General features: G+C 64.4%; 17 protein-coding genes. 16 read left to right on the forward strand and 1 reads right to left on the reverse strand.

Translation table 11 applies throughout. From position 1 onward, the window contains the following. Window positions 1-28 precede the first annotated feature (28 nt). The 8 genes from QRN60_RS04190 (at window position 29) to QRN60_RS04225 (ending at window position 5,706) form a co-directional block, all read left to right on the forward strand. Window positions 29-337: a Dabb family protein gene (locus QRN60_RS04190; protein ID WP_031233658.1), complete on the forward strand. Its 309-nt coding sequence runs from the start codon at window positions 29-31 to the stop codon at window positions 335-337. A gap of 255 nt (window positions 338-592) precedes the next feature. After that, window positions 593-1,759 (forward strand): phage portal protein, encoded by a 1,167-nt coding sequence (locus QRN60_RS04195; protein WP_129564540.1) that lies wholly within the window; start codon window positions 593-595, stop codon window positions 1,757-1,759. A gap of 194 nt (window positions 1,760-1,953) precedes the next feature. Next, window positions 1,954-2,274: a DUF6107 family protein gene (locus tag QRN60_RS04200; RefSeq protein ID WP_003509186.1), complete on the forward strand. Its 321-nt coding sequence runs from the start codon at window positions 1,954-1,956 to the stop codon at window positions 2,272-2,274. Between the two features lie 28 nt (window positions 2,275-2,302). Further along, window positions 2,303-2,911 (forward strand): HK97 family phage prohead protease, encoded by a 609-nt coding sequence (locus tag QRN60_RS04205; RefSeq protein ID WP_099085546.1) that lies wholly within the window; start codon window positions 2,303-2,305, stop codon window positions 2,909-2,911. Window positions 2,912-2,941: 30 nt separating this feature from the next. Continuing rightward, complete coding sequence (locus QRN60_RS04210; RefSeq protein WP_129564539.1) at window positions 2,942-4,210, forward strand: phage major capsid protein; 1,269 nt, start codon at window positions 2,942-2,944, stop codon at window positions 4,208-4,210. A gap of 195 nt (window positions 4,211-4,405) precedes the next feature. Next, window positions 4,406-4,975 carry a head-tail connector protein gene (locus tag QRN60_RS04215; RefSeq protein ID WP_060723968.1) on the forward strand — a complete coding sequence of 190 codons (570 nt, stop codon included), beginning with the start codon at window positions 4,406-4,408 and terminating at the stop codon, window positions 4,973-4,975. Between the two features lie 3 nt (window positions 4,976-4,978). Then, window positions 4,979-5,314 (forward strand): phage head closure protein, encoded by a 336-nt coding sequence (locus QRN60_RS04220; RefSeq protein ID WP_003509836.1) that lies wholly within the window; start codon window positions 4,979-4,981, stop codon window positions 5,312-5,314. Next, window positions 5,311-5,706: a DUF3168 domain-containing protein gene (locus tag QRN60_RS04225; protein ID WP_003509835.1), complete on the forward strand. Its 396-nt coding sequence runs from the start codon at window positions 5,311-5,313 to the stop codon at window positions 5,704-5,706. Before QRN60_RS04220 ends, QRN60_RS04225 begins: the two co-directional genes overlap by 4 nt. 7 nt (window positions 5,707-5,713) lie before the next feature. Here the strand turns inward: QRN60_RS04225 and QRN60_RS04230 are convergent, their stop codons facing one another. Beyond that, a complete protein-coding gene (locus tag QRN60_RS04230) occupies window positions 5,714-6,913 on the reverse strand; it encodes an MFS transporter (protein WP_165000577.1) in 1,200 nt (399 codons plus the stop codon). Window positions 6,914-7,003: 90 nt separating this feature from the next. Here QRN60_RS04230 and QRN60_RS04235 point away from each other — a divergent pair, with 90 nt between their 5' ends. From QRN60_RS04235 to QRN60_RS04270, 8 genes are all read left to right on the forward strand, one after another. Then, complete coding sequence (locus QRN60_RS04235) at window positions 7,004-7,411, forward strand: phage major tail protein, TP901-1 family (RefSeq protein ID WP_129564538.1); 408 nt, start codon at window positions 7,004-7,006, stop codon at window positions 7,409-7,411. Beyond that, window positions 7,411-7,770 (forward strand): gene transfer agent family protein, encoded by a 360-nt coding sequence (locus QRN60_RS04240; RefSeq protein WP_112294115.1) that lies wholly within the window; start codon window positions 7,411-7,413, stop codon window positions 7,768-7,770. The genes QRN60_RS04235 and QRN60_RS04240 overlap by 1 nt, the downstream gene beginning before the upstream one ends. Further along, window positions 7,767-7,976 carry a rcc01693 family protein gene (locus QRN60_RS04245; RefSeq protein ID WP_099085542.1) on the forward strand — a complete coding sequence of 70 codons (210 nt, stop codon included), beginning with the start codon at window positions 7,767-7,769 and terminating at the stop codon, window positions 7,974-7,976. The genes QRN60_RS04240 and QRN60_RS04245 overlap by 4 nt, the downstream gene beginning before the upstream one ends. A gap of 68 nt (window positions 7,977-8,044) precedes the next feature. Next, window positions 8,045-8,626 (forward strand): phage tail tape measure protein, encoded by a 582-nt coding sequence (locus QRN60_RS04250; protein ID WP_099085541.1) that lies wholly within the window; start codon window positions 8,045-8,047, stop codon window positions 8,624-8,626. Window positions 8,627-8,674: 48 nt separating this feature from the next. Continuing rightward, window positions 8,675-9,313 (forward strand): TIGR02217 family protein, encoded by a 639-nt coding sequence (locus QRN60_RS04255; protein ID WP_087743631.1) that lies wholly within the window; start codon window positions 8,675-8,677, stop codon window positions 9,311-9,313. Further along, window positions 9,310-10,194, forward strand: a complete 885-nt coding sequence (locus QRN60_RS04260; RefSeq protein ID WP_129564537.1) for a phage/gene transfer agent baseplate hub protein — start codon at window positions 9,310-9,312, stop codon at window positions 10,192-10,194. The genes QRN60_RS04255 and QRN60_RS04260 overlap by 4 nt, the downstream gene beginning before the upstream one ends. Next, window positions 10,191-10,625 carry a C40 family peptidase gene (locus tag QRN60_RS04265; RefSeq protein ID WP_060723973.1) on the forward strand — a complete coding sequence of 145 codons (435 nt, stop codon included), beginning with the start codon at window positions 10,191-10,193 and terminating at the stop codon, window positions 10,623-10,625. The genes QRN60_RS04260 and QRN60_RS04265 overlap by 4 nt, the downstream gene beginning before the upstream one ends. A gap of 16 nt (window positions 10,626-10,641) precedes the next feature. Then, the gene (locus QRN60_RS04270) at window positions 10,642-14,439 is read left to right on the forward strand and encodes a baseplate multidomain protein megatron (protein WP_129564536.1); all 3,798 of its coding nucleotides are present in this window, start codon (window positions 10,642-10,644) and stop codon (window positions 14,437-14,439) included. The last annotated feature ends 20 nt before the right edge of the window (window positions 14,440-14,459 follow it).

Below are 14,459 nucleotides of genomic sequence, written 5' to 3' on the forward strand. Positions count from 1 at the left end.
TTTTTAAGTTTGCATGACAGGTGACACCGTGATCCGCCATATCGTCTTTTTCACCGTTCCCGAGGAAAACCGCGACGCCGTGCGCAAGGGGCTTTCCGGCCTCACCGCGATACCGCATTCGCTGAAACTGGAAATCGGCGAGAACGTGAAGAAGGACCAATGGGGCAACTCGGTCGATTTCATCGTCTATGGCGAGTTCGAAAACGAGGCGGCGCTGGCGGCTTACAAGGCCGATCCCGCCTATGATCTTTCGACCCGCACGGTAAAGCCGTTGCGCGAGACCCGCGTTGCCGCAGATTTCGACAGCGATACGGCGGTGAAAGCGCCGATCCGGTAACGTCCGCTTCCGCCTGCGAAGGTGGCGCGCATCCGCACGTAGTCTACTGATAACGGGCGCAAACCTTTCCTTTGTCGTGGGGCTGAGGCCCCATCTCCCTCATTCCTGTGCTTGTCACAGGAATCCAGTCGGCGCCTCTGCGCGACGAGAGGACTCTTTTCAGCCCAAAGACTTGGGCTGGCTGGATCCCTGCGACGAGCACAGGGATGAGGGCCGACCAGAGGTCTGAGCGGCCATCAAAACAAGGACAACTCCATGCGATTTCCCTTTTCCCTGCCGCGCAAGCGCCCGGCGGATGGCAGAGCCGTGCCTGAAAGCCGGAAAATGGCTGATGGCTTCATGGCGGTGGCGGTGCAGGGCGGGCAGGCCTTCTGGTCCGGCCGGTCCTATGCCGCACTTGCCCGCGAAGGTTTCATGAAAAACCCGGTGGTGCACCGCGCCGCCCGCATGGTGGCGGAAACATCCGCCTCGGTCAGCTGGCTGCTCTATGATGGCGAAGAGGAACTGGCCGATCATCCGCTGCTGGCGCTGCTTTTAAAACCGAGCGCCCATATGGGCGGGCCGGATTTTTTCGAGGCGCTTTATGGCCACCTCATGCTGGCCGGAAATGCCTATATCGAGCCGTTAACGGTGGGTGGGCAGTTGCGTGAACTGCATCTGTTGCGGCCCGACCGGGTGAGCATCGTCGAAGGATCGGACGGCTGGCCGGTGGCCTTTGATTACCGTGCCGAGGGCCGGGCATCCCGGCGCATCGCCGCCGAGCGCGACGGGCTAGGGCTGTTGCACCTGAAACTCTTTCACCCGCTGGATGACCGGGCGGGTTTTGCGCCGCTCGCTTCCGCAGGGGCCGCGCTTGATCTGCACAATGCCGCAAGCCAGTGGAACAAACGCCTGCTCGATAATTCCGCCCGGCCTTCCGGGGCGCTGGTCTACCAGCCGAAGGAGGGCGGCAATCTCTCCACCGAGCAATATGAGCGGCTGAAGCGTGAGCTGGAGGAAGGTTATCAGGGGGCGATGAATGCCGGCCGTCCGCTGTTGCTGGAAGGCGGGCTGGACTGGAAGGCCATGGGTCTTTCGCCGCGCGACATGGATTTTCTGGAGGCCCGCAACGGCGCGGCGCGCGATATCGCGCTTTCGCTCGGCGTGCCGCCGATGCTCATCGGCATTCCCGGCGACAATACCTATGCCAATTACCAGGAGGCGAACCGCGCCTTTTATCGTCTGACCGTCCTGCCGCTCGTTTATCGCACGGCGGCGAGGCTCTGCGGCTGGCTTTCTCCGGTCTTCGGCTTGGGGTTGAGGCTAGAACCTGATCTCGACCGGATTGCCGGGCTTGCCGGCGAGCGGGATGCGCTCTGGGCACGCATCGGCGCGGCATCATTCCTGAGCGACGAAGAAAAGCGCGAAGCCGTCGGTTATTGATCACCGACCCGGCGGATCGAAGCCCCGGCCTCGTGTTCAATCATTTTCTGAAGAAGCGGAATCTCCCTGTGAGGTCTTCCGCCCAAGCGATTCCGAAGACTCACAAAATCACCCGGCGCAGGCGCGCAAAAAACGCCTGCGTGCGACGCGGCGCGTCCGCCCGATAACAACATCCTAGAACGGAATGATTACCCATGTCTGAATTCGCCAATGAGGCCGGCATCTGGGCCGCCCGCATCACCGGCGCCGTGGCGGGCGCGGGTGTATCGCTCGTTTACCTCCTGCCGAAAAGCAAACGCGAGGCCGCGAGCCGTTTCATCACCGGCGTGTCCTGCGGCATGATCTTCGGCGGGCCGATCGGCCTGTGGATCGTGCAGCAACTCGATATTGCCGGCGCGCTTTCGGGCCGGGAAATCATGGTGGCGGGGTCCGCCGCCGCCAGCATGGGGGCCTGGTGGGGGCTGGGCGTGCTGGTGCGTATCGCCGACCGTTACAGCGCCCGCCCGCGCGCCTGACACTTCCTTCACATCGCAGGAGTTTTCCATGCACGTTTATCGCGGGCCGCGTCCCGCCACGCGCAAATTCGCCAATCTGGAGCTGCGCGGCATTACCAGCGACGGCACCTTTTCCGGTTATGCCAGCGTCTTCGGCGAGGTCGATCTCGGTCAGGATGTCATCGAGCGCGGGGCTTTCCGCCGCTCCATCGAAGAGCGGGGCGCGGCCGGTATCCGCATGCTCTATCAGCACGACCCTGCCGAGCCGATCGGTGCCTGGCGCACCATCCGCGAGGATGAGCGCGGTCTTTATGTGGAGGGCGTTCTCGCACCCGGCGTCGCCCGCTCCCGCGAGGTGCATTCGCTGATGAAGACCGGCGCGCTGGACGGGCTGTCGATCGGCTTTCGCACCGTACGTTCGAGTAAAGAGGGGCGTTCCAGTAAGGATGGGCGCTCCGGCAAGGCGGCGGGCTCAGGCGTCCGGCGCATTCTGGAGGCCGATCTCTGGGAAATTTCGGTCGTGACCTTCCCGATGCTGCCGTCCGCGCGGGTTTCCGACGTCAAGCACGCCCGCTTCTTCCGCGACCGCGAGACCGAACTGGTGCGCAACATGCGTCGCGCTGCCCGCTCGCTGTTCGACACGGCATTCAAACGCTGACTTCCGGACAATCACCCACAAGGAAACGACATGACAGAACAGATGACGAAACCGGCCCCGATGACTGTTGCACCGCAGGTGAAGGCCGTGCCCGATACGGTGACGGCCGCCTTCGATGAGTTCATGGAGGCCTTCGAGGCCTTCCGCGAAACCAACGACCAGCGGCTTGCCGATATCGAGCGCAAGATGGGGGCAGATGTCGTGACCCGCGACAAGCTCGACCGTATCGACAGGGCGCTCGACGACAACCGCCGGATCGTGGACGATCTGGCGCTGAAAAAGGCGCGCCCCGCGCTTGGCCGCAAGGACGCGCTTTCCCACGATGCCGAGGAGCACAAGGCCGCTTTCGAGGCCTATATCCGCCGCGGTGAGGAAGGCGCGCTGCGCGATCTGGAGGCCAAGGCTTTTGCCGGTTCGACCGGGGCCGATGGCGGCTTCCTGCTGCCGAGTGAGACGGATGGCGAGATCGGTCGGCGCATGACGGCGATTTCGCCGATCCGCGCACTGGCAACCGTGCGGCAGGTTTCCGCCGCCGTGCTGAAAAAACCCTTCTCGCCCGGCGGCATGACGACCGGCTGGGTCTCCGAAACGGCGGCACGACCGCAGACGGCAACGCCGCAGCTTGCCGAGCTTTCCTTTCCAACGATGGAGCTTTACGCCATGCCGGCGGCCACGCAGGGCCTGCTGGATGATGCCGCCGTCGATATCGAGGCCTGGATTGCTTCCGAGGTGGACATCGCTTTCGCCGAACAGGAGGCCGCCGCTTTCATCGCCGGCGATGGCGCCAGCAAGCCCAAGGGTTTCCTCTCCTATACCACCGTCGCCAATGATAGCTGGAGCTGGGGTAACATCGGTTATGTCGCGACCGGCGTTTCGGCCGGCTTTGCTTCCGCCGGGCCGATGGATGTGCTGCTCGATGCCGTCTATGCGCTGAAGGCCGGCCACCGCCAGAACGGCACCTTCCTGATGAACCGCAAGACGCAAGGGGCGCTGCGCCGCTTCAAGGATACGAGCGGCGCCTATCTGTGGCACCCGCCCGCCGCCGCCGGCCAGCCGGCCTCGCTGATGGGCTTCCCGGTGACGGAGGCGGAAGACATGCCGAATGTGGCGGCCAACAGCTTTGCCATCGCCTTTGGCGATTTCCGCGCCGGCTATCTCGTCGTTGATCGTACCGGCGTGCGCATCCTGCGCGATCCCTATTCGGCCAAACCCTATGTGCTGTTCTACACCACCAAGCGTGTGGGCGGCGGCGTGCAGAATTTCGAGGCGATCAAGCTGGTGAAATTCGGGGTGAATTGACCGCCGACCTTGCGGCCCTTTCTTCTCCCCGCCGGGGAGAAGATGCCCGAAGGGCAGATGAGGGGGCAACATTGCGGAATATCTCTACCGTCGCCCCCTCATCCCGCTGCCGCGGACTTCTCCCCCTCGGGGAGAAGAGATTCGTTGCACCCGCTCGCTTATCCAGCCTGTAATTGCCGTCATCCCGGAGACCCCATGACCTACGCCCTCATTCATCCGCCGCAGGCGGAGCCGCTGACGCTTGCCGAGGTCAAGGCGCATCTGCGCCTCGACAGCGGCGACGAGGACGCGCTTCTTGCCGCGCTCATCCGCACCGCCCGCGAGCATCTGGAACGCACGAGCGGGCTTTGCCTCCTCCGTCAGACCTGGCGGCTTTATCTCGACCGGTGGCCGCAGACGGGCGTGATTCTGATTGGCAGGACACCGGTGCAAGCCATCGAAACGATTCTGGTTTTTGACGGAGAGGGGCGCTCGGCAGACATCACCGCCGGGGAGAAATTGCTCGACGGTGCGGCGCGGCCGGCGAGGCTGTGGCTGCGCGATCCGCCGGCTCCCGGCCGGGCGATGAACGGCATCGAGATCGATTTCATTGCCGGTTACGGCGAAGCGGGAACGGATGTGCCCGACACGCTGAAACGCGCCATGCTGATGCATGTGGCACAGATGTTCGCCTTTCGCGGTGCTGTCGCCCCGGAAAACCAGCCCGCGGCCGTTCCCGCCGGCTACGAGCGGCTGGTTGCGCCCTTCTGCCGTCTGGGGCTTTGAGACATGAACCTTGTTTTTCTCGATCCCGGCAAGCTGACGGCGCGGCTGGAACTGGACGTGCGGACCGAAACGCCGGACGGGCAGGGTGGTGCTGCGGAAAGCTGGAATTTCCTGCGGTCGCTCTGGGCTGCGATCGAACCCGTTTCGGAGGCATCCCATGAACGGGCCTCGGCCGAGGGCGTGACGATCACCCACCGCGTCTGGCTGGCTTACCGCGCTGACATCATTGCTGGCATGCGCTTTCGCAAGGGCCGCCGCATTCTGGCGATCCGGGCGGTGATGGACCCGGATGAGACATGTCGCTTCATCGTCTGCCGTTGCGAGGAGGAAAGCCGATGAGCGCCGCAAACCCGCTTCTGCAGGCGATTTTCGCGCGACTGACCGGCGATGCGGTGCTGACGGCGCTCATCCCCGGCGGCATCGTCGACCGGCTTCTGCCGCGCGCGGTTCTGCCTTGCATCGTTATCGATGATCTCGAAAGCAGGGATTATTCGACCGCCACGGAAAAGGCCGAGGAACATTTCCTGTCGCTGCAGATATGGAGCGATGCCAATGGCCGCAAGGGTGCGGGAGAGATCACCGCTCGTGTCATGAGCCTGCTCGATGATGCGGCGCTGCCGATTGCCGGGGTCTCTCTCGTCAATCTGCATCTTCTCTCCAGCCGCTCGCGGCGCGAGGCGAAGACCCGGAATTTCATCATCGAGATGCGTTTCAGGGCGGTGACGGAGTAGTGCCGTTTCAGGCGTTCTGCCTGCGCACGGTTTTCCACAGGACGATCAGGAGCACAAACGAAATGGCGATCAGCACGGCGGCGACGCCAAGCATGGCCGCCACCCCGCCGCGATCCAGCGCCAGCGTGAAAATAACAGGTGCAACGGCAATGGCGAGGTTCTGCGGCAGGGAGATACGCGCGGCCTGCAGCCCATATTCCTCCGGGGAAAATACCGCCAGCGGCAGCACGGCCCGGCTGACGGTGAGCACACCGGCGCCGAAACCGAAAAAAATGATGAAACCGATGAAAGCCGGCATGGCCGGGGCAAAGCCAAGCAACAGCAGCAGCGACACGAGCAGAAGACAGAAGCCGATCATGGCGGTGAGGAAGGGGCTGCCGCGTTTCCCAAGCAGGAAATCCAGCCCGCGCGCCGTAATTGCCAGCAGGCTGCGCGCCGATGCCAGCTGGACGGCAAGTGATTGCGTTGCGCCCGCCTGAACGAGCAGCAGCGGCAGGAGCGGCGACAGGCCGAAGGTCGTAAAGGCGCTGATCGTCGTCATGGCCGCCAGAAGCAGAAAAGCCCGGCGTGTATCGACTGGCGTGGACGAAAGGGCGTCGGCTTTCTGCCGCGTTGCTTCCTTGCGGGGCGGACGGTCGGGAAGGATGAAGAAATAGAGCGGCAGAAGCACGAAGAGCTGCAGACAGGCATAGAGCAGAAGTGTGCCGCGCCAGCCGAGATGTTGTTCCGCCAGCGCGGTGACGGGCAGGAAAACCGCGCCCGAAAGCCCGGTGAACAGCATCAGAAGCGTCAGCAACCGGCCGCTTTCCGCACCCACACGCTCCACCACGGCGGTATGGGCCGCCGTCGTCAACCCGCAGGTTGCGGCCAGACCCATTACGGCCCAGCCGAAAAGATAGCTTGTGACACCGCCCGAAAAGGCGAGCACGGCAAAGCCGGCGGCAAAGAGTACTGAGCCGGCCACCAGCACGGGCGCCGCGCCGCGACGGACGAGCATTCTTCCCAGCAGCGGGCCGCAAAGCGCGCTGATCAGCATCATGATGGTGAGGCCGGCAAAAACGATCTCGTTGCCGATCGCCAGCTCGCCGCCGATCCGTGGCGCCAGAATGGCCAACATGTCGAAACCGCTGCCCCAGCTGATGATCTGCCCAAGCGCCAGCACGCCGATAAGGCGCACGCGGGACGTCATGGAGGCGGCGTCGGACATGGTGAGATCGCGGGGTGCGAGGTGCGGGAAACCATTTGGTAGCAGGCCCGCCGCACCCCCGCAACCGCAATTTAAATGAAAGGAAACAACATGGTGGCGCAGAAGGGCAAGGACCTGCTGCTGAAGATCGACAATGCCAGTGTCTTTGCGACCGTGGCGGGGCTCAGAACAAAACGGCTGGCCTTCAATGCGCAGGCGGTCGACGTGACGGATGCCGAAAGCGCCGGGCGCTGGCGCGAGCTTCTCGCCGGCGCGGGCGTGCAGCGGGCATCGCTCACGGCCTCCGGCATCTTCAAGGACCAGGCGAGCGATGCGCTGGTGCGCGGCGCATTTTTTGCGGGCAGCATTCCCGGCTGGCAGATCGTCATTCCCGATTTCGGCGCCATTGCCGGCCCCTTCCAGATCGTCGCGCTCGAATATTCCGGCCGCCACGATGGCGAAGTGCAATTCGAGATCGCGCTGGAATCGGCCGGTCTTCTCACATTCGGAGTGCTATGATGCCTGAGCGTTTGCGTTACGGGCGGGCGAACCGCCATCGCGGCGAGATAGAAGCGCTGATAGACGGTGAAAGGCGCATCCTGTGCCTGACGCTCGGGGCTCTTGCCGAACTCGAAACCGCCTTTGAAGCCGATGACCTCACCGCGCTCGCCCAACGTTTCGCGAGCGGGCGCATGAAGGCGGCGGACATGATCCGGGTGATCGGCGCGGGCCTACGTGGCGCGGGCAACGTCGTTTCCGACGAGGATGTGGCCGCCGCCACGGTGGAAGGAGGCATTGCCGGCCACGCCGCGATCGTCGCCGATCTTCTGACCGCGACTTTCGGCGGGTTGAAAGGCGAGACGCCACCGGACCCTTGAGTGCCGCAGCAGGCGAGGCGACGCCGCGCCCATTCCCCTGGGACGCGGTGATCCATACCGGCCTCTTCCTGCTGCGGCTTTCCTCCGAAACCTTCTGGATGATGACCCCGAGGGAATTTTTCGCGATGACGGGCGGCAACGCCGCTTCGCGCGGCCCTGACCGTCAGGCCATGGAGGGGATGATGCGGCAGTTTCCGGATGGGTGAGTTGATCTCAAAAACGAATGGCATTTCAAAATTTTGCGGCTCCGGTTTGAATCAGAAAGGCAAGCGCGATGACGGGCGAAAGATCGATTGCGGAGAACCGGGAAGAGGCGGAGGCGCTCTCCGAGGTGATGGGTGATCTCGAGCAGCGTTCCGAGCGGTTCGGTGCGGCCCTGACCTCGGCCCTGCAGGCGGCGGCGACGGGTGGCAAGGGGCTGGACGATGTGTTGCGCGGGCTTGGCCAACGGCTGTCCGGCATCGCGCTTTCGGCCGGGCTGAAACCGCTGGAGAGCATGATTGGCGATGCCGTCGGCGGGTTGTTGAACGGCGGCGGTTCGCTGTTCGCCTTTGCCGATGGCGGGGTGCCGGGGCGCAGCATTACGCCTTTTGCCGATGGCGGGGTGGTCTCCAGCCCCGCTTTTTTTCCGATGGGCGGCGGGCTTGGCCTGATGGGCGAGGCGGGGGCGGAAGCGATTTTGCCGCTGAAGCGCGGTTCGGATGGCGCCCTCGGTGTTGCCGCACCTGCGGGCGGCGGCGGGGCGCAGATCGTTTTTAACGTGACGGCGACGGATGCTGCGAGCTTCCGCAAAAGCGAAGGCCAGATCGCCGCCATGCTGGCGCGCAGCGTCGGGCGCGGCCAGCGCGGATTGTGACGCGCGCTCACTTTCCCAGACCATTGAAAAGAATCCAGGAACAACGACATGGCGGCATTTCATGAAGTGCGCTTTCCGCTGCGGCTCGCGCTCGGCGTCAGCGGCGGGCCGGTGAGGCGGACGGATATCGTCAACCTGTCCAATGGCCGGGAGAGTCGCAACCAGCGCTGGAGGAACGCCAGACGCAGCTATGACGCCGGATCCGGCATCCGCTCCGTCGCCGATCTCTATGAGGTGCTCGCCTTTTTCGAGGCGCGGCGCGGTGAGCTTTACGGCTTTCGTTTTCGCGATCCCGTGGATTTCAAATCCTGCCCGCCCGGAGAGACACCCGCTGCGATCGATCAGAGGATTGGTACCGGCGATGGGGTGACGGCGGGTTTTCAGTTGCTGAAGACCTATGCCGATGCCGGCGGCTCCTTCACGCGGCGGATCGATAAACCCGCGGAGGGTTCGGTCATTGTTTCGGTCGAGGGGGTGAAGGCGGAAGCGGCCGCTATCTCGGTCGATCACGCCACCGGCATTGTGACCTTCCGGGCGGGGCGCGTGCCGCCCGCCGGCGCTGCAATCCGTGCCGGTTTTGAATTCGACGTGCCGGTTCGTTTCGCGATCGACCGTATCGACGTAAACCTGACCGCTTTCGAGGCGGGCCGCATTCCCTCCATTCCACTGATGGAAATCCTGCCATGAAAACCATTCCCGCCGCCCTTGCCGAGCATCTCAAGGGAGATGCGACGACCACATGCCATTGCTGGAAGGTGACACTGAAGGATGGCGTCACGATTGGTTTTACCGATCATGATGAGATGATCGTGTTCGGCGGCACCTCCTACCTTGCCGCCAGCGGCTTTGCGGCCAGCGACAGCGACAGCGAAACGGGGCTGGGCGCGAGTGCCGGGGAGGTGGCGGGCGGTTTTTCGAGCGAGGCGATTGCGGAAGACGATCTGGCCGCCGGGCGTTTCGATGGTGCGAGGGTGGAGCTTTTCCTCGTCAACTGGCAGGCGCCTGACCAGCATATGCTGCTGAACATGCGCGAGATTGGCGAGGTGACACGGGCTGGCGGGGCGTTTCGCGCCGAGCTGCGCAGCCTTGCCCATCGCCTCGGCCAGCCGCAGGGCAGGGTCTATGGGCGTCGCTGCGATGCCGCACTCGGGGACAGGCGTTGCGGTGTCGATCTCGAGCCGTTTACCGGCCATGGCAACGTTGTGGCGGTGGATGCCTCGGGCGGCCTGCTCGTGTCAGGGCTCGATGCCTTTGCCGATGGTTTTTTCAGCCGGGGAAAGCTCCGCTTTCTGGCCGGCCTGCTGGCGGCCAAGAGTTTCGACCTCGATGGCCACGAGCGGCGTGACGGCGGCGTGCATCTGTCCTTCTGGCTGCCGCCGGAACAGCTGCCTTCGCCGGGGGACACGTTTTCTGTCACCGCCGGCTGCGACAAGAGTTTCACCACTTGCCGGGCGAAATTCACCAATCATCTGAATTTCCGGGGCTTCCCGCATCTGCCGGGGGCGGATTTCGCCTATTCCTATGCGAGCGGCGGTGAGAGCCATGACGGTGGGGCGCTGTTTTCATGAGCGACACCGGCGAAAGAGTGCTGGCGCTCGCCGGAGGCTGGATCGGCACGCCCTATCGGCATCAGGCCTCGTTGAAGGGTGTCGGCTGCGATTGCCTCGGCCTCATTCGCGGCATCTGGCGCGGCGTTTACGGCCACGAACCGGAATTGCCGCCGCCCTATGCGCCCGATTGGGCTGAACGCGGCGGCGAGGACCGGTTGATGGCGGCGGCGGAACGCCATTTTCTGGCGGTTCCGCGCATGGAAGAGGCAAGGTCGGGAGACTTGCTGCTGTTTCGCTGGCGGGCCGATGCGGCGGCCAAACATCTCGGCATTCTGGCCGGGTCACAGCATTTCATCCATGCCTATGAACAGGCGGCGGTGGTGCGTTCGGCGCTGGTGCCGGGCTGGAGGCGGCGCATCGCCGGTATCTTCCGTTTTCCCGATCCCTGAGTTTTTCGAGGCGAGCATGGCGACAATCGTTTTTCAGGCGGCGGGTGCGGCGCTCGGCGGCATTTTCGGTCCTTTGGGCGCAATGATCGGCCGGGCGGCCGGGGCGCTGGCGGGCAATGCCATCGACCGCACGCTGCTTTCGAACGGGCGGACGGTAACGGGCGCGCGTCTTTCGACGGCGCGCATTCCGGGGGCGGATGAGGGGGCGGCGATCAGCCGGCTTTATGGCACCGCAAGGATCGGCGGCACGCTGATCTGGGCGACGCGTTTTGAAGAAAGCATCGAGGTGGAGCGCCGCGGCGGCAAGGGCAACCGTGGCCCGAAGGTCGAAACCTTTCGCAATTTTGCCAATGTCGCCATCGGCCTGTGCGAAGGTGAGGCGGCCATGGTGCGGCGTGTCTGGGCCGATGGGCGGGAGTTGGACCTGAGCGCCATCGAGATGCGTTTTTATCCCGGCAGCGAGACGCAATTGCCCGATCCGTTGATCGAGGCGAAGCAGGGGGCGGGCAATGCGCCGGCCTTTCGCGGACTGGCCTATGTCGTGTTCGAACGTCTGCCGCTCGATACTTATGGCAACCGCATTCCGCTGATGCAGTTCGAAGTGGTGCGGCCTGTCGGACGGCTGGAAAAAGCCATCCGCGCCATCACCGTCATCCCCGGCGCAACGGAGCATGGTTACGCCACCGTGCAGGTTTCCGAACGAACGGGCATCGGCCAAAGCCGCATCATGAACCGCAATGGTTTGACCGCCGCGACGGATTGGCAGGCGGCAATCGACGAATTGCAGGCGCTCTGCCCCAATCTTGAGAGCGTGGCGCTGGTGGTGAGCTGGTTCGGTACGGATATGCGGGTGGGTGAATGCCGCATTCTGCCCGGCGTGGAGGTGGACGGCCGGGATGGGGAAACGATGCCATGGTCCGTCGCCGGCCTTTCGCGCGGCGAGGCGCATCTCGTCAGCCATCACGGGGGCGGCCCGGCCTATGGCGGTACACCCAACGACGAAAGCGTGTTGCAGGCCATCGCCGATCTCAAGGCGCGGGGTTTGCGAGTGTGCCTTTATCCCTTCGTGATGATGGATGTTCCCGTCGTTAACGGTCTTGCAGACCCCTATGGCAAAAGCGAGCAGGACGCTTATGCCTGGCGCGGGCGCATCACCTGCTTTCCCGCACCCGGCAGGGCCGGTTCTGCGGATCGCAGCGCTGGCGCACGGACGCAGGTTTCCGCCTTCTGCAATCGCCATGAAGGTTACCGGCGCATGGTGCTGCATTATGCGGCGCTGGCGGCTCGGGCGGGCGGGGTGGATGCCTTCCTGATCGGCTCGGAACTGCGCGGGCTGACGGCGCTGAGAGACGAGAATGATGCCTTTCCCTTTGTCGAGGAACTGGTGCGGTTGGCGGGCGACGTGCGGGCCGTGATGGGACCGGCGGTGAAGCTGACCTATGCGGCGGACTGGAGCGAATATTTCGGCCACCAGCCGGCAGATGGTTCGGGCGACGTGTTCTTCCACCTCGACCCGCTCTGGGCGAGCCCTGATATCGATGCTGTTGGTATCGACAATTACATGCCGCTCTCCGACTGGCGTGACGAGGATGCCGCGAACGGCAGTCCCGATGGCATGACCGGCCCGGATGATGCCGCCGCATTCCGTTATGCCATCACGGCAGGTGAGGGCTTCGACTGGTATTATTTCAGTGACGCAGACCGCGCAGCACGGCGGCGCACGCCGATTACGGACGGGCTGAAGGGCAAGCCTTGGGTGTTCCGCTACAAGGATATCAGGAACTGGTGGGGCAACCTCCATCACGACCGGGTGCGGGGAGTGGAGAAATCCACGCCGACCGCATGGGTGCCGGGCTCGAAGCCGATCTGGTTCACCGAACTCGGCTGCCCGGCGGTGGACAAGAGCGCGACACGCCCCAATGTCTTTCCCGATCCGAAATCGGCGGAAAACGCCTTCCCCTATTTCTCCCGCCGAAGCCGCGCCGACAGCCAGCAGCGGCGGTTTCTCGAGGCGCATCTCGACCATTGGCGTGAGGCCGCAGCGATGGTCGATGCAGACAGGGTCTATCTGTGGACCTGGGATGCACGGCCTTTTCCCGCCTTTCCGCAGAATGGCGCGGCATGGAGCGATGGGGCGAACTGGCGCACTGGCCACTGGCTGAATGGCCGGCTGGGAACGGCCACACTCGCCGATACCATCGCCGCCATCCTCACCGATCACGGCTTTTCCGCCTTCGACGTGTCCGCCGTCAGCGGTGATCTGACCGGTTATGTGCAGGGCGACGTGACCTCGGCCCGCAACCTCCTGGAGCCGCTGATGGCGGCTTTCCAGGTGGATGTGGCGGAAGATGGCGGAACCCTGCGCTTCCGCTCCCGTAACACGGCGGTTTTGCCGGTCCGCGATATTGCCGTGCTGGCCGATCTGGAGGACGAGCCGCTCTGGTCGGAAAGTCGCGGCCATGACAGCGATTTTGCGGCAGAGGCCGTGCTGACGTCTTTCAACCCGGCGCTGGATTACGAGCAGGGGAGTGCAAGGTCCCGCCGCATCGACAATGCCGGTAGCCGGATCATGCGGCTTGATCTCAACGCCGCCCTGCCTTCGGAAACGGCGGAAGCGGCGGTCGAGGCGCTGTTGCGCGACAACCGGCAGGCGCGGCGCAGCCTGCGCTTTGCCCTGCCGCCTTCTGAAATCACCCTCGAACCCGGCGATTGCATCCGCCTGCCGGAAGGCGCCTTTCCGCAAGCGCCTTCCGGGCGGTTTCTGGTGAGCCGCATTGAGGACGGCGCGGTGCGGCAGATGGAGGCGCGGGCCTTTTCCGCCGCCTTTTCGGTTTTCGCTGGTGGTGCGGAGGAACAGCGCAGCAACGCCGCAAGCGGTGCGGAAGGGTTCGCGCCCGAGGTACTGTTTCTCGATCTTCCCTGCCATGACGGCACCGCGCCGGAGGATTCGGCGCGGATTGCCGCCCTCGCAAAGCCCTGGCGGCCCATCATCATTTCCGCGTCGCCGGGCAGGGAAGGTTACCGGCAGCGCGTTCTGCTTGACCGGCCGGCGATGATCGGCGCGCTGGCAATGCCGCTGATATCAGGCCCTCCCGGCCGTTTCGACCGGAAAAACACCATCCTCGTCGATCTGCCCTTCGGTGAAGTGTCGTCGGCCGCGGAGCTTTCGGTGCTGAACGGCGAGAACCGTCTCGCCATCAAGGCCGCAAACGGCGTGTGGGAAATCGTCGCTTTCGCAAAGGCCGAAGAAATCGCACCCTCACGTTGGCGGCTTTCCTCTCTCCTGCGGGGACTGGCCGGCACGGAAGACGCACTGGCCGCAGGCGCGCCAAAGGGTGCGCCGGTGGTGGTTCTGGATCAGGCGGTGCAGCCGCTGGGTCTTGCCGCGAGCGAGCGCGGACGACGCCTGAGCTGGATCGCGGAAGCTGCGGGAATGGCGGGCGCAATGAGCGGGCCTTTTGCCTTCGAGGGAGGCTTGCGGGCGCTGACGCCGCTCGCGCCGGTCCATCTTTCCGCCGAACGGCGCGGGGATGGCGTGCTGTTCAGGTGGAAACGTCGGGGCCGGGTGGAGGCCGACGGCTGGGATGCGAGCGAGATCCCGCTGGACGAGCCCTTCGAGCTTTATCGCGTCGAGGTGCTGGACGGCGAGACGGTGCGGCGCGTGGCGGAGGTTTCAGAACCCGTGTGGTTTTACCCCGCCGCAGACGAACTCACAGATTTCCCGGCCTTGCGGGATCACATTTCCGTGCGTGTCCGCCAGCTCGGCCGCGCGGTGCCCTCGGGCGTGGCGGCCAAGGCCGTTCTGCCGATCTGACATGTGTCTGAAAAACAACG

The sequence above is a fragment of the Agrobacterium sp. CFBP2214 genome (genome assembly GCF_030209895.1).
Lineage (GTDB): Bacteria > Pseudomonadota > Alphaproteobacteria > Rhizobiales > Rhizobiaceae > Agrobacterium > Agrobacterium radiobacter.

What these genes read in the sequence shown, in the direction of transcription:
- QRN60_RS04195 (WP_129564540.1), top strand. Translation starts at nt 593, where the DNA reads ATGCGATTTCCCTTTTCCCTGCCGCGCAAGCGCCCGGCGGATGGCAGA.
- QRN60_RS04200 (WP_003509186.1), top strand. Translation starts at nt 1,954, where the DNA reads ATGTCTGAATTCGCCAATGAGGCCGGCATCTGGGCCGCCCGCATCACC.
- QRN60_RS04205 (WP_099085546.1), top strand. Translation starts at nt 2,303, where the DNA reads ATGCACGTTTATCGCGGGCCGCGTCCCGCCACGCGCAAATTCGCCAAT.
- QRN60_RS04210 (WP_129564539.1), top strand. Translation starts at nt 2,942, where the DNA reads ATGACAGAACAGATGACGAAACCGGCCCCGATGACTGTTGCACCGCAG.
- QRN60_RS04215 (WP_060723968.1), top strand. Translation starts at nt 4,406, where the DNA reads ATGACCTACGCCCTCATTCATCCGCCGCAGGCGGAGCCGCTGACGCTT.
- QRN60_RS04220 (WP_003509836.1), top strand. Translation starts at nt 4,979, where the DNA reads ATGAACCTTGTTTTTCTCGATCCCGGCAAGCTGACGGCGCGGCTGGAA.
- QRN60_RS04225 (WP_003509835.1), top strand. Translation starts at nt 5,311, where the DNA reads ATGAGCGCCGCAAACCCGCTTCTGCAGGCGATTTTCGCGCGACTGACC.
- QRN60_RS04230 (WP_165000577.1), bottom strand. Translation starts at nt 6,913, where the DNA reads ATGTCCGACGCCGCCTCCATGACGTCCCGCGTGCGCCTTATCGGCGTG.
- QRN60_RS04235 (WP_129564538.1), top strand. Translation starts at nt 7,004, where the DNA reads ATGGTGGCGCAGAAGGGCAAGGACCTGCTGCTGAAGATCGACAATGCC.
- QRN60_RS04240 (WP_112294115.1), top strand. Translation starts at nt 7,411, where the DNA reads ATGCCTGAGCGTTTGCGTTACGGGCGGGCGAACCGCCATCGCGGCGAG.
- QRN60_RS04250 (WP_099085541.1), top strand. Translation starts at nt 8,045, where the DNA reads ATGACGGGCGAAAGATCGATTGCGGAGAACCGGGAAGAGGCGGAGGCG.
- QRN60_RS04255 (WP_087743631.1), top strand. Translation starts at nt 8,675, where the DNA reads ATGGCGGCATTTCATGAAGTGCGCTTTCCGCTGCGGCTCGCGCTCGGC.
- QRN60_RS04260 (WP_129564537.1), top strand. Translation starts at nt 9,310, where the DNA reads ATGAAAACCATTCCCGCCGCCCTTGCCGAGCATCTCAAGGGAGATGCG.
- QRN60_RS04265 (WP_060723973.1), top strand. Translation starts at nt 10,191, where the DNA reads ATGAGCGACACCGGCGAAAGAGTGCTGGCGCTCGCCGGAGGCTGGATC.
- QRN60_RS04270 (WP_129564536.1), top strand. Translation starts at nt 10,642, where the DNA reads ATGGCGACAATCGTTTTTCAGGCGGCGGGTGCGGCGCTCGGCGGCATT.